The sequence below is a fragment of the Alcanivorax sp. 24 genome, assembly GCF_004360225.1.
Taxonomy (GTDB): domain Bacteria; phylum Pseudomonadota; class Gammaproteobacteria; order Pseudomonadales; family Alcanivoracaceae; genus Alloalcanivorax; species Alloalcanivorax xiamenensis.
This window is the reverse complement of sequence record NZ_SNUA01000002.1, coordinates 446,700-461,744: the sequence shown is the minus strand read 5'-3', so window position 1 is coordinate 461,744 and position 15,045 is coordinate 446,700. Positions and strand designations below refer to the sequence as shown.

At 63.0% G+C, this 15,045-nt stretch carries 13 protein-coding genes; 6 read left to right on the top strand and 7 right to left on the bottom strand.

Annotated elements, in window-relative coordinates; translation table 11 throughout:
* Window positions 1–293 precede the first annotated feature (293 nt).
* The gene (locus E0L37_RS04580; RefSeq protein ID WP_133490601.1) at window positions 294–779 is read left to right on the top strand and encodes a hypothetical protein; all 486 of its coding nucleotides are present in this window, start codon (window positions 294–296) and stop codon (window positions 777–779) included.
* On the opposite strand, the gene E0L37_RS04575 is transcribed toward E0L37_RS04580, so the two are convergent.
* The 4 genes from E0L37_RS04575 to E0L37_RS04560 all read right to left on the bottom strand — a co-directional run bounded on the left by E0L37_RS04575 (window position 765) and on the right by E0L37_RS04560 (window position 5,864).
* Entirely contained in the window at window positions 765–2,156 is a 1,392-nt protein-coding gene (locus tag E0L37_RS04575) for a PepSY domain-containing protein (RefSeq protein WP_133490600.1), read from the bottom strand. The two genes, E0L37_RS04580 and E0L37_RS04575, sit on opposite strands and share 15 nt — an antisense overlap.
* A complete protein-coding gene (locus E0L37_RS04570) occupies window positions 2,156–4,354 on the bottom strand; it encodes a TonB-dependent siderophore receptor (protein ID WP_240687423.1) in 2,199 nt (732 codons plus the stop codon). The genes E0L37_RS04575 and E0L37_RS04570 overlap by 1 nt, the downstream gene beginning before the upstream one ends.
* A gap of 99 nt (window positions 4,355–4,453) precedes the next feature.
* Window positions 4,454–4,867, bottom strand: a complete 414-nt coding sequence (locus tag E0L37_RS04565; protein ID WP_133490599.1) for a hypothetical protein — start codon at window positions 4,865–4,867, stop codon at window positions 4,454–4,456.
* Window positions 4,868–5,153: 286 nt separating this feature from the next.
* The gene (locus E0L37_RS04560) at window positions 5,154–5,864 is read right to left on the bottom strand and encodes a phosphoadenylyl-sulfate reductase (RefSeq protein WP_133490598.1); all 711 of its coding nucleotides are present in this window, start codon (window positions 5,862–5,864) and stop codon (window positions 5,154–5,156) included.
* A 233-nt stretch (window positions 5,865–6,097) separates the two neighbouring features.
* Between E0L37_RS04560 and E0L37_RS04555 the strand changes: the two genes are divergently transcribed.
* On the top strand, window positions 6,098–6,520 hold the full coding sequence (locus tag E0L37_RS04555; protein WP_166643000.1) for a DUF4168 domain-containing protein: 423 nt from the start codon (window positions 6,098–6,100) through the stop codon (window positions 6,518–6,520).
* 95 nt (window positions 6,521–6,615) lie between these two features.
* Here E0L37_RS04555 and E0L37_RS04550 read toward each other — a convergent pair whose 3' ends face one another.
* The 3 genes from E0L37_RS04550 to E0L37_RS04540 form a co-directional block, all read right to left on the bottom strand.
* On the bottom strand, window positions 6,616–8,568 hold the full coding sequence (locus tag E0L37_RS04550) for a ligand-gated channel protein (RefSeq protein WP_133490596.1): 1,953 nt from the start codon (window positions 8,566–8,568) through the stop codon (window positions 6,616–6,618).
* Window positions 8,569–8,678: 110 nt separating this feature from the next.
* Window positions 8,679–10,025: a sensor histidine kinase gene (locus E0L37_RS04545; protein WP_133490595.1), complete on the bottom strand. Its 1,347-nt coding sequence runs from the start codon at window positions 10,023–10,025 to the stop codon at window positions 8,679–8,681.
* Entirely contained in the window at window positions 10,025–10,735 is a 711-nt protein-coding gene (locus E0L37_RS04540; RefSeq protein WP_133490594.1) for a response regulator transcription factor, read from the bottom strand. Before E0L37_RS04540 ends, E0L37_RS04545 begins: the two co-directional genes overlap by 1 nt.
* 455 nt (window positions 10,736–11,190) lie before the next feature.
* Here E0L37_RS04540 and E0L37_RS04535 point away from each other — a divergent pair, with 455 nt between their 5' ends.
* The 4 genes from E0L37_RS04535 (at window position 11,191) to E0L37_RS04520 (ending at window position 15,002) form a co-directional block, all read left to right on the top strand.
* A complete protein-coding gene (locus tag E0L37_RS04535) occupies window positions 11,191–11,796 on the top strand; it encodes a PepSY-associated TM helix domain-containing protein (protein WP_133490593.1) in 606 nt (201 codons plus the stop codon).
* A 9-nt stretch (window positions 11,797–11,805) separates the two neighbouring features.
* The gene (locus E0L37_RS04530; protein WP_133490592.1) at window positions 11,806–12,294 is read left to right on the top strand and encodes a DUF2271 domain-containing protein; all 489 of its coding nucleotides are present in this window, start codon (window positions 11,806–11,808) and stop codon (window positions 12,292–12,294) included.
* 26 nt (window positions 12,295–12,320) lie between these two features.
* Window positions 12,321–13,130, top strand: a complete 810-nt coding sequence (locus E0L37_RS04525) for a DUF4198 domain-containing protein (RefSeq protein WP_133490591.1) — start codon at window positions 12,321–12,323, stop codon at window positions 13,128–13,130.
* Window positions 13,131–13,331: 201 nt separating this feature from the next.
* Window positions 13,332–15,002, top strand: a complete 1,671-nt coding sequence (locus E0L37_RS04520) for a DEAD/DEAH box helicase (RefSeq protein ID WP_133490590.1) — start codon at window positions 13,332–13,334, stop codon at window positions 15,000–15,002.
* Window positions 15,003–15,045: the final 43 nt, after the last annotated feature.

The window sequence follows — 15,045 nt, the reverse complement described above, 5'->3', positions numbered from 1 at the left end:
AGAGGAAAGAGTGAAAAGCGGCGTGGATTATGGCACAGAGGCCGGCCCGGGTCACACCGCCAGGGTGTGTATTCGCCGCCAAGGCGGCTTCCCACAGCGGCTCCGTGGCCTCCCTCCGTGGGAAGCTGCCTTGCCGTGGGAAGATGTCCGGGCGGCGCTCCGCTTGGCAACGAATCGCGGCGCGGCAACGATTCACGGACCTCGATGTCCGTGGACAATCTTTCCCGGCCCTTATAAGTTGCCCCGGTGTTTAGACGGAAGCCAGAACACCCGGCCAGGAGAGCATCACCGCGATGAACATCTACTACCGAGAGGAGCGCCTGTGCGGCGGCCTGTCCGGAAACGGGGAGAAGCAGAACTGGATCGACCGGCTGTTCGAGCGGCCGCGCCGGGCCAGGACCAGGGAAGCGTTTCCCCTGGACGACATCAACCGCGTGCTCCACAACCACCACAACTCCTTCGGCTGCTCGGTGAAGGCGCCCATGGGCAACATCATGTGGCGTAGCGAGGCCTTGCATTACACCCTGCCCTGCGATGTGGAGGCTTACATTCCACGGCACATTGCCTTCACCGATGGACAGCGCGATTTCTATCTGGTGGTGATCGGCGACGCCTGTGAACTCCGTATCTGGCCGGACAGCCGCCAGCGGGAGCGGCGGGAGGCCCACTGGTTTTCGCATCAGCCGGTGACGGATTATCGGGACTTCAAGGCGCTCAAGGTCGCTTTCGACGCCCTGCTGGTCCATGTCCGCAAGGAGGATCGGTTAGCCGGCCACTGACCGGCGCCGCGCCAGCGCCCTTCCTTTTTCCAGCGCCAACACCAGCAACAGACTGAGCCCCGCCAGCGGCAACAGCGCCAGCAGCGTCAGCGTGACCACCAGCCAATAGCGTTTGCGGATCGGCGGCGAGTCTGGCGCGCCGAGGCCACTGGCGGGCCGTCGGCGCCACCACATGACAGTGCCGGTGATCACCAACGCGACGATGGCGACGCAGGTGAGCAACATGACGATCTGATTGGCGCGGCCGAAGTAGTTGCCCATGTGCAGCGCCACGCCCAGTTCCACCGCCTTGGCGATGGCGCCGTAATCGTCGAAGCCCACGTTCACCAGCAACCGCTGAGCGCCACTGTCCATGTGCAGGGTGCGCTGGCCCTGGGGGCGGTCCGGGTAGGTGTAGGCGCTGTAGGGATCGCTCGCTTCAGCGGGGATCGACAGCCGGTAACCGTAAGGCAAGCCCTGAGCGGCAAGGAGCGCATGGACGCGGTTGATCGCCGCCGCCGAGGTATCCAATTCACCGTCGTGCTCTTTGTGATGAAGGTGGCCGTGATGATCGCGGCCGTCCGGCAACGGCGCTTGCTGTAAAGCCCAGGGCGCGTCACCGAGAGTCTCCAGCATTGTTTTTGAGGGGTTTGTGTCGGAAAGGGTGGTCTCGGCAGGTACTTCCCCACCACCGTGATGGCGCAGTTGCGGCGGGTAACCCAGCCCCAGGGCGTTGCTTACCGGGCTCAGCACGCGGTCACCCCAGAACGACGCCCAGGGCAGACCGGTGACGATCAGGAACACGATCATCACCGCCGTGTACACGCCCACCAGACGGTGAATTTCCCGCCAGCGCTTGCGGCCCCGGGTGCGCCGGTCAAACGTAAACCCCCTGCCCCGGCGTCCGCGCGGCCACCACAGATACAGCCCGGTGATCACCAGCACCAGCGCCCAACTGGCGGCCAGTTCCACCAGCGCGTCGCCGCCGCGTCCTATCAGCAGCGAGCCGTGCATGACATCGGCGAAACCCACCAGAGTGCGGGCATAAACAAACGCTCCCAGCACCCCCGCGTCCCCCGGGTCGACAAACACGCGCAGCGGTTCGCCCTGCTCCGGCGTCACGAACGCCATGGCGGTGCGGCCGGGACTCACCGGCATGTCGATACGGGTGACGGTACCGCGCGGATAAGCCTCCCGCACCGCCGCCACCAGATCGCCGGCGGGCAGCACGGTGTCGCCGCTGGGGGCGAAGCGCAGTTGCGGATAAATCAGGTCATTGAGTTCGTCGTTGAACAGGTAGATGGCGCCGGTGATCGCCAGGATCAGCAGAAACGGGGCCGTGAACAGCCCCGCGTAGAAGTGCCAGCGCCACACCGTGGCGTACCCGTTGCGCGCCATCAGAAGCGGCCGATCCAGCCCAGTTCCACGGTGCGCGGTTCACCGATGTAGACCTGGGTAGGGCTGTAGCCGGACCACTCGGCGTAGAACTCATCGGTGAGGTTGCGCCCGCGCAGGGTCAGGGTGCCGCCGGCCAGCGGATAGCCCACCCAGGCGTCCAGCAAAGTGCGGCTGGCCACCCGGTATTGGTTGGCGGTACCGGTAAAGAAGTCGCCGGTGTAGCGCACCGCGCCGCCGACGGTGACCGGCAACGACGCCAGGGTATAGGCGCTGCTGAGGTTCCAGGTTTTCTCCGGCACGTTGGTGAGCCGGTTGCCGGACTGGTCGGCGCCGCCGCTGCTGGTCATGCGGGTGTACTCGGCGTCGTTGAAGGCGCCGTTCAGGTTCAACCACCAGCGCGGGTGCGGTCGCAGGGTCAGGTCCACTTCCACGCCCCTGGATTCCAGGCTGCCGCCCTGGATCGAGAGGCCGGGGTTGTTGGGATCGCGGGTGACGATGTCGTCCTGGCGGATGCGGTACACCGAAGTCATCAGCGTCAACCGGTCACCCCACAACCGGCCGCGGATCCCGGCTTCCACGGAACGGCCCGAGGTCAGGTCAAAACGGGCATTGGTGACGTTGCTCAGCAGCAGGCCGCCCACCGGCGCCGAGGCGCGATTGTATTGCAGGAACACCTGGGTGGCGTTGGTGAGGTCATAGACGGTGCCGAATCGCCAGGACAGATCCTCGAAGGTCTGGCCGAAGGTCTCGCGGCTGCCGGCGTCGAGATCGTCGATGCCCCGGTCCAGATCCAGATACTCGTAACGCAGCCCCGCCACCATCAGCCAGCGCGGCGTCAGGTTGAGGGCGTCCTCCATGAACACCGCGCGGCCGGACACGGTGCTGTCGTAGTTGACCCGGGAGGTGTAATCCGCCGGCGAATTGGGTGGCAGATAGCCCCGGTCCGGGTTGAACGGGTCCACCGCCGTGGTGGTGCCGAAGCGGCGGCGGGTGTCGAAGTCGGTGTACTGGTATTCGACGCCGGCGGTGAAGCGATGACGGCGCTCGCCCCAGTACCCGTCATAGGCGGCGTAGGCCCGTTCGGAGGCGAAGCGGTGATGGTGGTTGATGCGGCTGGTGCCACGATCCAGTAATCCGGTGCCATCGTTATAGGTGAAATCCTCGGAGTTGGCCCAGTCGCGGTTGGCGTTGTACAGCCCCAGTTCGTTGATCAGCCGCCAGGTGGAGGTCAGTTGGTAATCCACCTTGGTGCGCAGCCACTGGCTGTCGGCGGTCATGGCGCCGTCACGGACGTTGTAATTGTGGTCGCGGATCGATTCGTCCAGCACCAGATCACCACCGGACACCACGTCACTGGGATCCCGTGCCACCGCGGCCGGCAGCAACGGCGCGCCCTGGTAGGGCGTGGTGTACCGGTCCTGGTAGACATCGAAGGCGGCGCTGAGGGTGAGCCGCTCGGTGGCCTGGAACAACAGGCTGGTGGTCAGGGCGTTGGTGCGGGACGAGGTGTCGTCGATGTAGCCGTTGCTCTCGCCGTGGCTGAGATCGGCGCGCAATGCCAGCCGCTCGCTCACCACTTTGTTGCCACCGACACCCAGGCGCACGGTGTCATTACTGCCGTAGGAGATCATCCCTTCGCGGCTGTCCCCTGCCAGGCTGGCCTTGCGCGGCACCAGATTGATGCTGCCGGCGAGCGCGCCGGTGCCGTGCAACACCGACGCTGGCCCTTTGAGAATTTCCACCCGCTCCAGGTTCCAGGTGTCCAGGTTGCGCGCCACCATGCCCGGATCCGCCACCCGCACGCCATCGAACAGATACCCCACGTCGGTGAGGCCGCGCATCACGGCGGAAGCCGGTGAACCGGGGATGTTGCCGGCGCTGACGCCGGGGGCGCTGCGGTACAGCTCGATCAGGTTGCGCAGGCCCTGTTGTTCGATGTCCTCGCGGTCCACGCGGTTAACGGTGGCCGGCACCTCCCGGGGTTCCAGGCCCAGCCGCCCGGCGGTGGTGGTCGGCCGGGGCTGGGCCTCGATGTCCGCGCCCACTTCCACCGACTCCAATACATGGGGCTCCGGCTGTGACCAGACCGCTCCCGGCCACAGGACCGCGCAGCACAAACAACCGGACAGGGCGTAACGCGGAGAGATATAACGTCGTGGAGAGAGGTAACGTGGAAAAACAGGGAACGGCAGCGACAAGAAAACCTCCAGGCGAACGCGGACACTTTAGCGCGCAAGCCTAGCGGTACGGAGGAAGAAGAAAATGCGGCATATTGTCGCGGCGCCGCGCCACCCGGATCAGCGCAGCTCGACGATGATCCGGCGGCCGCCGCTGATCTGGACCTTGCCATCCTGGCTGACCCGGGTTTCCGGGCCGAAGTTGGCCACCACGGTGTGGCTGCCGGGTTCCAAACGAACGGTGGAGTTGACCCGGTAGCGTTTGCGCTCGTCCACCATCACCACGATCAGATGGTAGACATCGCCACCGTCCCGGCGCGCGTCCACCAGATAGTTATCGCCCTTGCCCTGCCAACGGACCCGCTGATCGGCGTCATGCAGAATCACCCGCATCACCTCGGTGTCGCCGTCCCGATCCAGGGCCACCGCCAGACCGTCCACCGGTTCGGGGGTGCTGGCATTGCGCCACAGAAACACCGCCACCAGCCCCGCCAGCAACAACAACGCCAACAAGGGCTTAATAATGCGTCTCATCGTCATCCTTTTCCGTTCATCCGTGTGCTACTCAGGCATAGACCCACGGGAACAGAACAAGTTGCCTGAAAACGGAAGACAGAACCGTAAAACAGGGTAACCCGGATCGGCTCCGGTCATCGCCCCGTCGATCCTGGCAAGAAAAAACGTTCGGGTGTGAGAGTATGAAGGGTATGAATTCGCGGGCAAGCCCCTTCCCACAGCGGGCTACGAAGCGATCGTGGGAAGCGGGCTTGCCCGCGAACGGAGGGACAGCGGCGGTCGGTACGCGACCACCTCTACGCGGTTACAGGTGGATGCCACACTCGGTTTTGGCCTTGCCCTGCCAACGGCCTTCACGGCCCTCGCCTTTCCAGGTGCAATGGCTGCAACCGATGGAGTGGTAGCCTTCCTGGACCAGCGGGTGGAACGGCAGGTCGTGTTCGGCGATGTAGGCGTCACGTTCTTCCCGGGTCACATCGATCATCGGGTTGAACTTGATCATGCCGCGACGCTCCTCGAAGATCTCCAGGCCGGCGCGATGCTCGGTTTGCCAGGACATCAGGCTGGAAATCCACAGGTCGTAGTTTTCCTTGGCCTCTTCCAGCGGCGTCACCTTGTTCACCTGACAGCACAGATCCGGGTCGGTTTGCCACATGCGTTCCTGCTGGGATACCTCATGGTGCTGTGGATCCGGGGTCACATCGATGACGTCCAGATTGAAACGCTCGACCAGGTAATCCTTGTATTCCAGGGTCTCCTGGAAGTGATACCCGGTATCGATGAAATGGACTTTCTGTTCCGGCCGGATGGTGGAAATGATATGCAAGAAATACGCGGAAGTGGCGGCGAAGGACGACGTCACCATGATCCGGTCCGGGGCGAAATCCTGATACACGCGCTGAATGCGCTCGGCGAAACTCAGCGAACGGTAGACCCGGTTCAGGTCGGCAAGGGTCTCCCGGGACAGACCGGCGCTGTTGTCGCCTACCCGTGTAATCAGTTGTGCATTGCCCATGACGTCGCTGTACCTCGAGTCGCTTCAGGTAACTGGAGAGGCCATGATAAGGACGCTGTAAACATTATAAAGAAATAAATAGTGCTACTTTTATACTCAACTGAAATATAAAAAGATAAACCCATCACATTCCGGAAACCACTCGCGAACCTTCCTCTGGATCGCTGTCGGATTCTTCTGTGGCATGCCTGGAAAGCATGCCGTTGTCACGGAAGCAATCAGGAGGAAACACCATGAAAGCTTCGCTCAAGGGTCCGATGGTCGCAGTGGCCACCTTTGTTCTAGCCACCGGTGCCAGCAGCCTCGCGCTGGCGCAACAGCACACCACCGAAAACCCGTCGGCGCCACCGGCCGGCGCCGCGCAGCAGGCCCCGCAACAGCCAGGCGCCATGCCGCAAAGCACCGATATTTCCGATCAGGACGTGCAGCGCTTCGCCGAAGCCCAGGGCAAGGTGAACGACATCAAACAGGAGTACCAGGGCAAATTGCAGGAGAGTGCCCAGGATCCGCGGAAAGCCATGGAAATACAGCAGGAGGCGCAACAGGAGATGGTGCAGGCGGTGCAGGACAGCGGTATGGATGTTCAGAAGTACAACCAGATCGCTCAACTGGCCCAGTACGACAACGAATTGCGCCAGCGCATCGAGTCCCAGTAACGGCTCTGCCCGGAAAGCAACGTCCATAACCCCAAAGGACCGGCGAATGCCGGTCCTTTTGTTTTTCTTCCGCCTTCAGAGACACGGCTTTTCGATCAGAACGTCACTCTCATGCCCAGCCAGTAACGGCGGCCATCTTCCACATAGCCGTACTCATCATAAAAGATTTCTTTGTCGGTAAGATTGTAGATACCGGCGTTCAGCGTGGTTTGCGGTGACAGACGGAAAGCCACACCAGCGTCCATCAAGGTATTCGACGGCGCGGTCGTGGTGTTGCTGGACGGCCCGGTCACCGGCTGGCTCTCTTTGCCGCGATAGTGCACGGAGGTCCAAGGGGCAATCCGATCAGTGGCGCGCCAGTCCGCCCGCAGGGACGCCAGGTGTTCCGGAATCTGGGTCAGCGGCTGCCCTTTGTACTCACCGGATTTCTGTTCGGAATCGGTGTAGGTGTAGCTGAAGGTCAGATCCAGTTGGCGCCACAGGGTGGTGGCCAGGGTCGCTTCCACCCCTTTGGTCACCGCTTCATCCACATTGATACGGTAGGTCGGGTCGGCACCGAAATCATTGGGACCATCGGTGCAAATGGTGATCGGACAGGCTACCCGGGTGATTTTATCCTCGAAGTCGTTATGGAACACGGTAACGCTGGCGGTGAGTACCCGGCCGGCATTGAAGTACAGGCCAAGTTCTTTGTTCAGTGAGGTTTCCGGTTCCAGATCCGGGTTGCCGTAAATGTTGCCGCCCCGGCTGACCTGCCCCCAGTCCGGGGTGATTTCACGCAGGTTCGGCGAACGGTAGCCGGTGGAAACACCCCCCTTGATGGTCCAGCGCGGCGCGAAGCCCCATACCGCATAGAGACGCGGGCTGACCTGGCTGCCGTAATTTTCGTCATCGTCCAGTCGCACGCCACCGGTGAGGCTCACATTGTGCGGCAGCATCCATTCATCTTCGACGAACATCGCCCATTTGGAACCGTCCACCCGGGTGCGGTCAGAGATGCGATTCGATGTCTTGTCGGACAGTTCTTCCTTTTCGAAATCCGCGCCCACGGTCAGCATATGGTCTCCCAGCGGCACCATCAGGCTGCTCTTGGCGGTGGTATTGGTGATGGTCATCTCGCGGGTTTCGTTTTCGGTCTCTTCCCGCTGCACATAGCTGTCCGAGGTACCGATGGCCCAGCGGCCGGTGTGAGTCAACGCCAGCACTTCGCGGCGAAACTCGTCGTCGCTATCGGTACAACCGCCACGGCAGCCGTCCGGATCCACACTCTCACCCACATGGCCACGACGGCGCTGACGGGTTTCCCCCGCTTCCAGGGTGAAGTCGTGATCGGCGGTGGGCGTGAACGCCAGTTTGGCGGTGAGGCTGCGCAGACTTTTATCTTCGAAGCCGTTGGCAAAGCGATCCTCTTCACGGTTACTGAACTTGCCTGAGAGCTGCAAACCCAACAGGTCTTTTTTCAGCGGACCGTTGAGGAAGAAGTTACCCTGCTGCATGTCCCCGGAGCGGGAGTCGTCCTGAATGATGGTATCCAGCTGCATGCCGCCGCCCCACTCGTCGGCGACCTTGCGGGTGATGATGTTGATCACGCCGCCAATGGCATCGGAACCGTACAGCGTGGACATGGGACCGCGCACGACTTCAATACGCTCGATGGCCTGCAGCGGCGGCAACCAGTCCTGTTCGAAACCGGCGCTGCCGTTGGGGCGGCTTTCCCGGGAAGACACCGGCTTGCCATCCACCAGGATCAGCGTGTATTGCGCCGGCATCCCGCGCATGACGATGTCGTTGCCGTTGTCACCGGCGCCGCCGCCGGTAACGATGACACCGGGGATATCCCGCAGCGCGTCGGTGGCGTCCTTGTAGAAACGCTGTTCCAGTTGTTCGCGATCAATAACGCTGATCGAGGCCGGCGCGTCCTCCAACTGCTGAATGCGTCCCGCGGCGGTCACCGTGACCCGTTCGATCTGGTTGACGGTGTCATCGGCAATCACCGAACCCGCCCCCAAGCCGAGTACCACCCCGGTCAAGGCACAACGTAATTTCATTCCTGAACTCCCGCAGTTTCCCAATGGCGTCCAAAGACCCGATCCCGGACGTAAAATTGCGAACAGGAATGATATAGATTCTTATTTGATGAAAAAGGCAGGATTACACTTTATACATTCTCTGCCGCCGCCAGTCGTACATGCACCCGCAGACCGGGGCGGCCATTCTCCGCCCACAACTCGCCGGCCTGCCGGATCACCGCGCGGCGCGCGATACTGAGCCCCAGTCCAAAGCCGCTGTCGGTGGTGCGGGCCGGATCCAGCCGCACGAACGGCGCGAAAATCGATTCCAGGCGTTCCTCCGGCACTCCCGGCCCCTGGTCCGCCAGCCACAGATGCCAATAACCGCCCTCCCGGTTGCCGTGCAGCACCACTTCGCCGTTCTCCGGGGAGTGACGGATGGCATTGCGCACCAGATTTTCCAGGGTCAATGCGAAGTCGTTGAGATTGCCAAGCACCGTGGCGTGCTCGGGCAACTGGCAACGGAACCGCAATCGGTCCCAGCCGCTTTCAAAAGCGGCGTCGTCCACCACCAGATCCCAGATTTCCCGGACCGACAACGGGCCGATCTCCGAACCGCGCTGCTCGGTGTCGTGCCACACCAGAGCCAGGGTGTCGTCCACCAGAGTGCGCATTTTGTCCACTTCCGTGGCGACCCGCTGGCGCAACGCCGGTTCGTCCAGCGGGCTGTCCAGCGCCACATTCAACCGGCTCAGCGGCGTGCGCAGCTCGTGGGACATGTCGTGCAGGAGTTGCCGCTGGCTGGCCAGCAAACCGGACACCCGCTCCGCCATGCTGTTGAAGCTGCGCCCCAATTCCCCGAATTCATCGCGCCGTTCGGTCAGGGTGGTTTCCACCCGCGACGCGGGCTCGTCGCGGAACCGCTGCACCTGGGCTTCCAGCGCCCGCAACGGCACCATGATGCGCCAGAAGATCAGGATCACCGCCAGCAGCGCCATGATGCCGGGCAGCAAGGTCAGAATCAGGGTGCGTTGCAGCGGCCAGGCGCCGCCTGGCATGTGTTCCGGCGGTAGCTGCATCACCAGGCGCCCCTGGTCTGGCGCGCCGGGAAACGGCATGCCGATGAACGGCATATCGCGGTAGCGGAAACTCATGCGCCAATCCAGTTCGCGCTGAAAGCGAAAGCCGGCGATCTGGCTCTCGGTAAGCGGGGTGCCGCTCAGGGAACGTCCGGCGGTGTCCACCACCATGGCCTCCCCCGGCACCCGCCGGTCGAGCTCCGCCAGCCAGACCGCCACGCCCTGCTCTCCGCCCACCAGCCAGGCCGCTTCCGCCTCATGAGCGTAGCCCAGCATTTCCGCCTTGGCCTGATCACTGAGCAGCACTACCTGGTTGGCCACCCAGATCGTCACCCAGCGGCTGCAGGCCACGATCACCACCGCGCTCAGACACAGCACCAGGGCCAGGCGCCAGAACAGCGAATGACGGCCGGGCATTACAGCGCCTCGGACACCAGGGTGTAGCCCTGGCCCCAGACCGTGCGCAGCGGTTGCTCCGCCATGCCGGCATCACGCAGTTTGCGGCGCAGGTGGCTGACATGCAGATCAAGGCTGCGATCATGACGGCCATAGCCGCGATGCAGCACCGCCTGATACAGGAACGCCTTGCTCAGCACCTGGTCACGATGCTCCAGGAACACCTGCAACAGGCGGAATTCGGTGGTGGTGAGCCCCAGATCGGCGTCCCGATAGCGGGCGCTTTCATCCTCGGTGCGCAGGATCAGTGCACCCATCGGCGCCACGCCCTGGCCCTGACGCCGCTCCAACGTCACCCGCCGCAATACCGCTTCCACCCGCACCGCCAGTTCAGCAGAGCTGAAGGGTTTCGGCAGATAGTCATCGGCGCCTTTCATCAGGCCGCTGATGCGATCCTGCTCGTCGCCCAGGGCGGACAGCACGATCACAGGCACGGCGCTGCGCTGACGCAGTTCCGCCAGCAAATCGAGGCCATTCATGCCGGGTAGCAGAATATCCAGCAACACCAGGTCGAACGGCTGATCCAGCGCCTGTTGCAAGCCGGCCCGGCCATCCCGGCACACCGTCACATGGTGCTGCCGGGAGGCGAGGAAGTCCTGTAAATGGGTGCATAATACGGCGTCGTCCTCGATTACCAGCAGACGGGCCGGACAGGGAGATATCGCGGTCATTCGTAAAGAATAAGAATTATCATTCACAAAGGGAATGGCTGGTTCGTCCCCGATCCGGCCGCCAGGTTCCCTGCTTATAGCCTGTTCACGATCTCTACGCCACCGCGTTGCTGCTTGAAAAGCCGCCAGAGGGCGTTGGGGACTGCAGGCTCTGGTGGTTCCAAAGTCAAAGGCCACAGCGTCCTCTGGCGGCTTTTCCAGCGCAACCCGAAGGGCCGGGCCCCTTTCGCCGTCAGACCGCGATTACGCTTGTTTATGTAGAATGACTACACCGCACAATCGGAATCACGCCCTGACGACACTTTCTACCAGGTGAGAAGGGAGCTCCGGCGCGGCGGCGTAGAGATCGTGAACAGGCTCTTACATTCTTTACCCGTTCCTTTCATTGTTAGTGCGAACCATTCGCAATAACATGCCCACCATCCGTCATCCCAGGGCAGTGGACGATCTCCGGCTTGGACAAGAAAGCAAAAGCGCGCTGGCTCAAGCAGCTTCATCAATGGCATTGGGTCAGTTCGGCCCTGTGCCTGGTGTGCATGGTGCTGTTCAGTGTCACCGGCATCACTCTCAACCATGCCGCCCAGATCGACGGCGAACCGGCGGTGGAAGAAGTCACCGCCACCCTGCCGGAAGCGCTGCTGGCCGAATTGAACGGCCGGGATCAGGGTGCCCTGCCCCGGTCGTTGCGGGATTGGCTCCAGCGGGACCTGGATATCGGGGTGGATGGCCGCGAGGCGGAATGGTCCGGCCAGGAGGTGTATCTGGCCATGCCCCGGGCCGGCGGCGATGCCTGGCTGGCGATTGATCGCGGCAGCGGCGAGGTGCTTTACGAGAACACCGACCGGGGCTGGATCGCCTTTTTCAATGACCTGCACAAGGGCCGTGATACCGGCACCGTATGGCGCTGGTTCATCGATATTTTCGCCATCGCCACGTTGCTGTTCGCCTTCACCGGCCTGGCCCTGATGTTTCTGCACGCCCGTCGGCGCCCCGCCACCTGGCCGGTCACGGCACTGGGGCTGGTGCTGCCGTGGTTGCTGATTGCCTTTTTCATGCATTAGGAGATGGTCATGCGTTTGATCCCGATAGTGATGCTGTCCGCCCTGGCCCTCGCCGCCGAGGCGACCCAATTCCAGGTGGAGGTGGAAGTGCCACGGTTGCGGGTAGCGGAATACCACGCGCCCTATGTGGCGTTCTGGATCGAGACACCGGAGAACACCGTGGCCACCCCGCTGGGACTCTGGTACGACGACCAGGAGAAATGGCTCAAGGACCTGCGCCAGTGGTGGCGCCGCACCGGCCGCTCCCAAAGCGCGCCCTATGACGGCCTCACCGGCGCCACCCGCTCACCGGGCAAGCACAGCGTGGACTTTTCCGAGCTGCCGGCGATGGCCGAACTGCCCGCCGGCGACTACCAGCTGGTGGTGGAGGCCGCCCGCGAGGTGGGTGGCCGCGAAGTGGTGCGGATTCCGTTCCAGTGGCCTCCCGCCAGCGCCCAACAGCTCCGTGCCGAAGGCACGGAAGAATTGCATGACGTCACTCTGACCCTTGCCCCTTGAATGCTGCCAATGACAGGAGCCAAACCATGAAACCCGTTTCCCTGGCCGCCGCCGCGGTCTCCGCACTGCTACTGCTTTCTCCCACTGCCCAGGCCCACAAACGCTGGCTGTTGCCGACCCATAGCGTGGTTTCGGAAGCGCAGTGGATCAGTGTCGATGCCAGTGTTTCCAATGACATCTTCTATCCGGATCGCGCCTACCCGCTGGACAATCTGCAAGTCACCGGCCCGGATGGCAAAGCGGCGGAAACCGACCATCTTCTGGAAATGCACCGGCGCAGTGTCTTCGACGTCAATCTGGCGCAAACCGGCAGTTATCGCATTGCCTTGCCAGGCCATTTCTTCCTCGCCTTCTTTGAGCAGGACGGTGAACGCAAGCGAGTGTTCGGCGAGAACATCAAAGCGCTGCTGAAGAAAGTGCCGAAAGGTGCGGACAAAGTGCGCCTGGTGGAATCGGTGAGCCGCATCGAGACCTTCGCTTCCGTCGGTGCTCCGGATACCGCTGCGTTGGCCGTCACCGGCAAGGGCCTGGAACTGGTGCCGCTGACCCATCCAAATGATCTTTACACCGGTGAGACCGCCCGTTTCCGTTTCGTCATCGATGGCAAGCCCGCCGCCGGCCTGGAGGTGCTCCTGCTACCCGCCGGCACCCGTTATCGCGACGCCCAGCAAGATTGGACCGTCACCAGCGACGACAATGGCGAGGTGGCGATCGACTGGCCCCACGCCGGCCGTTTCTTCATGGAGGCGGAAACCACGGATCAGAACACCAGCGACAAACAGGCCGAGAGCCGGCGCCTGGGGTACCTGGGGACTTTCGAAGTGCTGCCGCTGTAAACCAGCGCTCACGCGCCATTCGCTAGCAAGCTCGCTTTCACAACCATCCGCGGAGCGGCCCTCGAAGCCGCCGTGGGAGCGGGCTTGCTCGCGAAGACAGGCGTGCCGACAAATAAAAAGGTGCATTCTCCCGCCATTTACCGTATAGTCCACGCCCCCCGCCATACTGGCCTGCGTCCTTTTCACTGAAAGGTCCCCTTCATGTTGCATAGCGATTCCGGGTTCGCCGCTTTGGGCTTGCCCGCGCCCCTTCTTGATGCCATCGGCAAACTGGGTTTTGAAACCCCGTCGCCGATCCAGGAGCGTAGCATCCCCGTCCTGCTGGACGGCGATGATCTGCTCGGTCAGGCACAAACCGGTACCGGCAAGACCGCCGCGTTCGGTCTGCCGTTGCTCGCCCGTATCGATCCGGAGCAGCGTTGCCCACAGCTGCTGGTGATCGCTCCCACTCGCGAACTGGCCCTGCAAGTGGCCGACGCCATGGAAACCTTCGCCCGCCAGTTGCGCGGCGTTAAGGTCGTGGCGGTATACGGCGGTAGCGAATACCGCACCCAATTGCGCGCGCTGCGAGACGGCGCCCAGGTGGTGGTGGGCACCCCCGGCCGGATCATGGACCACATGCAGCGCGGCAGCCTGAATCTGGAGCGCCTGCAGGCGCTGGTGCTGGACGAAGCCGACGAAATGCTGCGCATGGGCTTCATCGACGACGTCGAATGGATCCTCGAACACACCCCGGAAGAACGGCAACTTGCGCTGTTTTCCGCCACCATGCCGAATGTGATCCGGCGCGTGGCCGAGCGTCACCTGAAGTCGCCGAAGTGGATTCGCATCGAAAGCGACACCACCACCAACGACGGCATCCGCCAGCGCTTCTGGCCGGTTTCCGGCCTCAACAAGCTGGATGCCATGTGCCGCATTCTGGAAGGCGAGCCCCATGACGGCGTCATCGTTTTCGCCCGCACCAAGCAGTCCACCCTGGAGCTGGCCGAACAGCTGCAACGTCGTGGTCTGCGCGCGGAAGCCTTGAACGGCGACATTCCCCAGGCACAACGGGAAAAAACCGTGGCCCGCCTGCGTGAAGGCCGTTTCGATCTGCTGATCGCCACCGACGTCGTGGCCCGTGGCCTGGACGTGCCGCGCATCAGCCATGTGATCAACTACGACATGCCCGCCGACACCGAAGCCTATGTACACCGTATCGGCCGCACCGGTCGCGCCGGCCGTAACGGCGAGGCGATTCTGTTCGTGTCACACCGCGAGCGGGGCATGCTGCGCGCCATTGAGCGCGCCACTGGTCAGCGCCTGGAAGCCATGGACCTGCCCAGTGTCGAAGCGCTCAACAGCAAGCGTCTGGCCAAGTTGCAGGAACAACTGGTGGCGGGCCTGGAAGGCAAGCACCGCGAAGAAGCGGAGACCGTGCTGAAAGCGCTGCGCGAACAACTGGATCTGGAAGGCGATCAACTGGCTCTGGGCCTGGCCGCGTTGCTGGTGGCCAAGGAACCGGTGATTCTCAAGCCGGCCCCGGTGGGCAAACCGCCGCGCGCCCACAAAGAGGGCCCGCGCAAGGACCATCCGCGCAAGGAAGGCCGTCCGGCCAACAATCGCCGCCGTGCCGCCAGTGGCGATGGCGAGGCCAACGCTGACATGCAGGTTTACCGGGTGGAAGTGGGCCATGCCCACGGTGTGCGGCCAGGCAACCTGGTCGGTGCCATTGCCAACGAAGCGGGCCTGCCAAGCCGCCTGATCGGCGCCATCCGTATTCATCAGGATCACAGCACCGTGGCACTGCCGCAGGATCTCACCGCCAAGCAGTTGAACATTCTCAAACGCACCCGCGTTTGTCAGCGACCGCTGTCGCTGGAAGCCGTCTAATGCCAACACACGCCAACGGACTTTCCCGTTGGCGTGTGCTTCA

Coding starts and splice junctions, on each gene's coding strand:
- E0L37_RS04525 (WP_133490591.1), top strand. CDS start 12,321: ATGAAACCCGTTTCCCTGGCCGCCGCCGCGGTCTCCGCACTGCTACTG.
- E0L37_RS04530 (WP_133490592.1), top strand. CDS start 11,806: ATGCGTTTGATCCCGATAGTGATGCTGTCCGCCCTGGCCCTCGCCGCC.
- E0L37_RS04565 (WP_133490599.1), bottom strand. CDS start 4,867: ATGAGACGCATTATTAAGCCCTTGTTGGCGTTGTTGTTGCTGGCGGGG.
- E0L37_RS04555 (WP_166643000.1), top strand. CDS start 6,098: ATGAAAGCTTCGCTCAAGGGTCCGATGGTCGCAGTGGCCACCTTTGTT.
- E0L37_RS04575 (WP_133490600.1), bottom strand. CDS start 2,156: ATGGCGCGCAACGGGTACGCCACGGTGTGGCGCTGGCACTTCTACGCG.
- E0L37_RS04540 (WP_133490594.1), bottom strand. CDS start 10,735: ATGACCGCGATATCTCCCTGTCCGGCCCGTCTGCTGGTAATCGAGGAC.
- E0L37_RS04550 (WP_133490596.1), bottom strand. CDS start 8,568: ATGAAATTACGTTGTGCCTTGACCGGGGTGGTACTCGGCTTGGGGGCG.
- E0L37_RS04560 (WP_133490598.1), bottom strand. CDS start 5,864: ATGGGCAATGCACAACTGATTACACGGGTAGGCGACAACAGCGCCGGT.
- E0L37_RS04520 (WP_133490590.1), top strand. CDS start 13,332: ATGTTGCATAGCGATTCCGGGTTCGCCGCTTTGGGCTTGCCCGCGCCC.
- E0L37_RS04580 (WP_133490601.1), top strand. CDS start 294: ATGAACATCTACTACCGAGAGGAGCGCCTGTGCGGCGGCCTGTCCGGA.
- E0L37_RS04545 (WP_133490595.1), bottom strand. CDS start 10,025: ATGCCCGGCCGTCATTCGCTGTTCTGGCGCCTGGCCCTGGTGCTGTGT.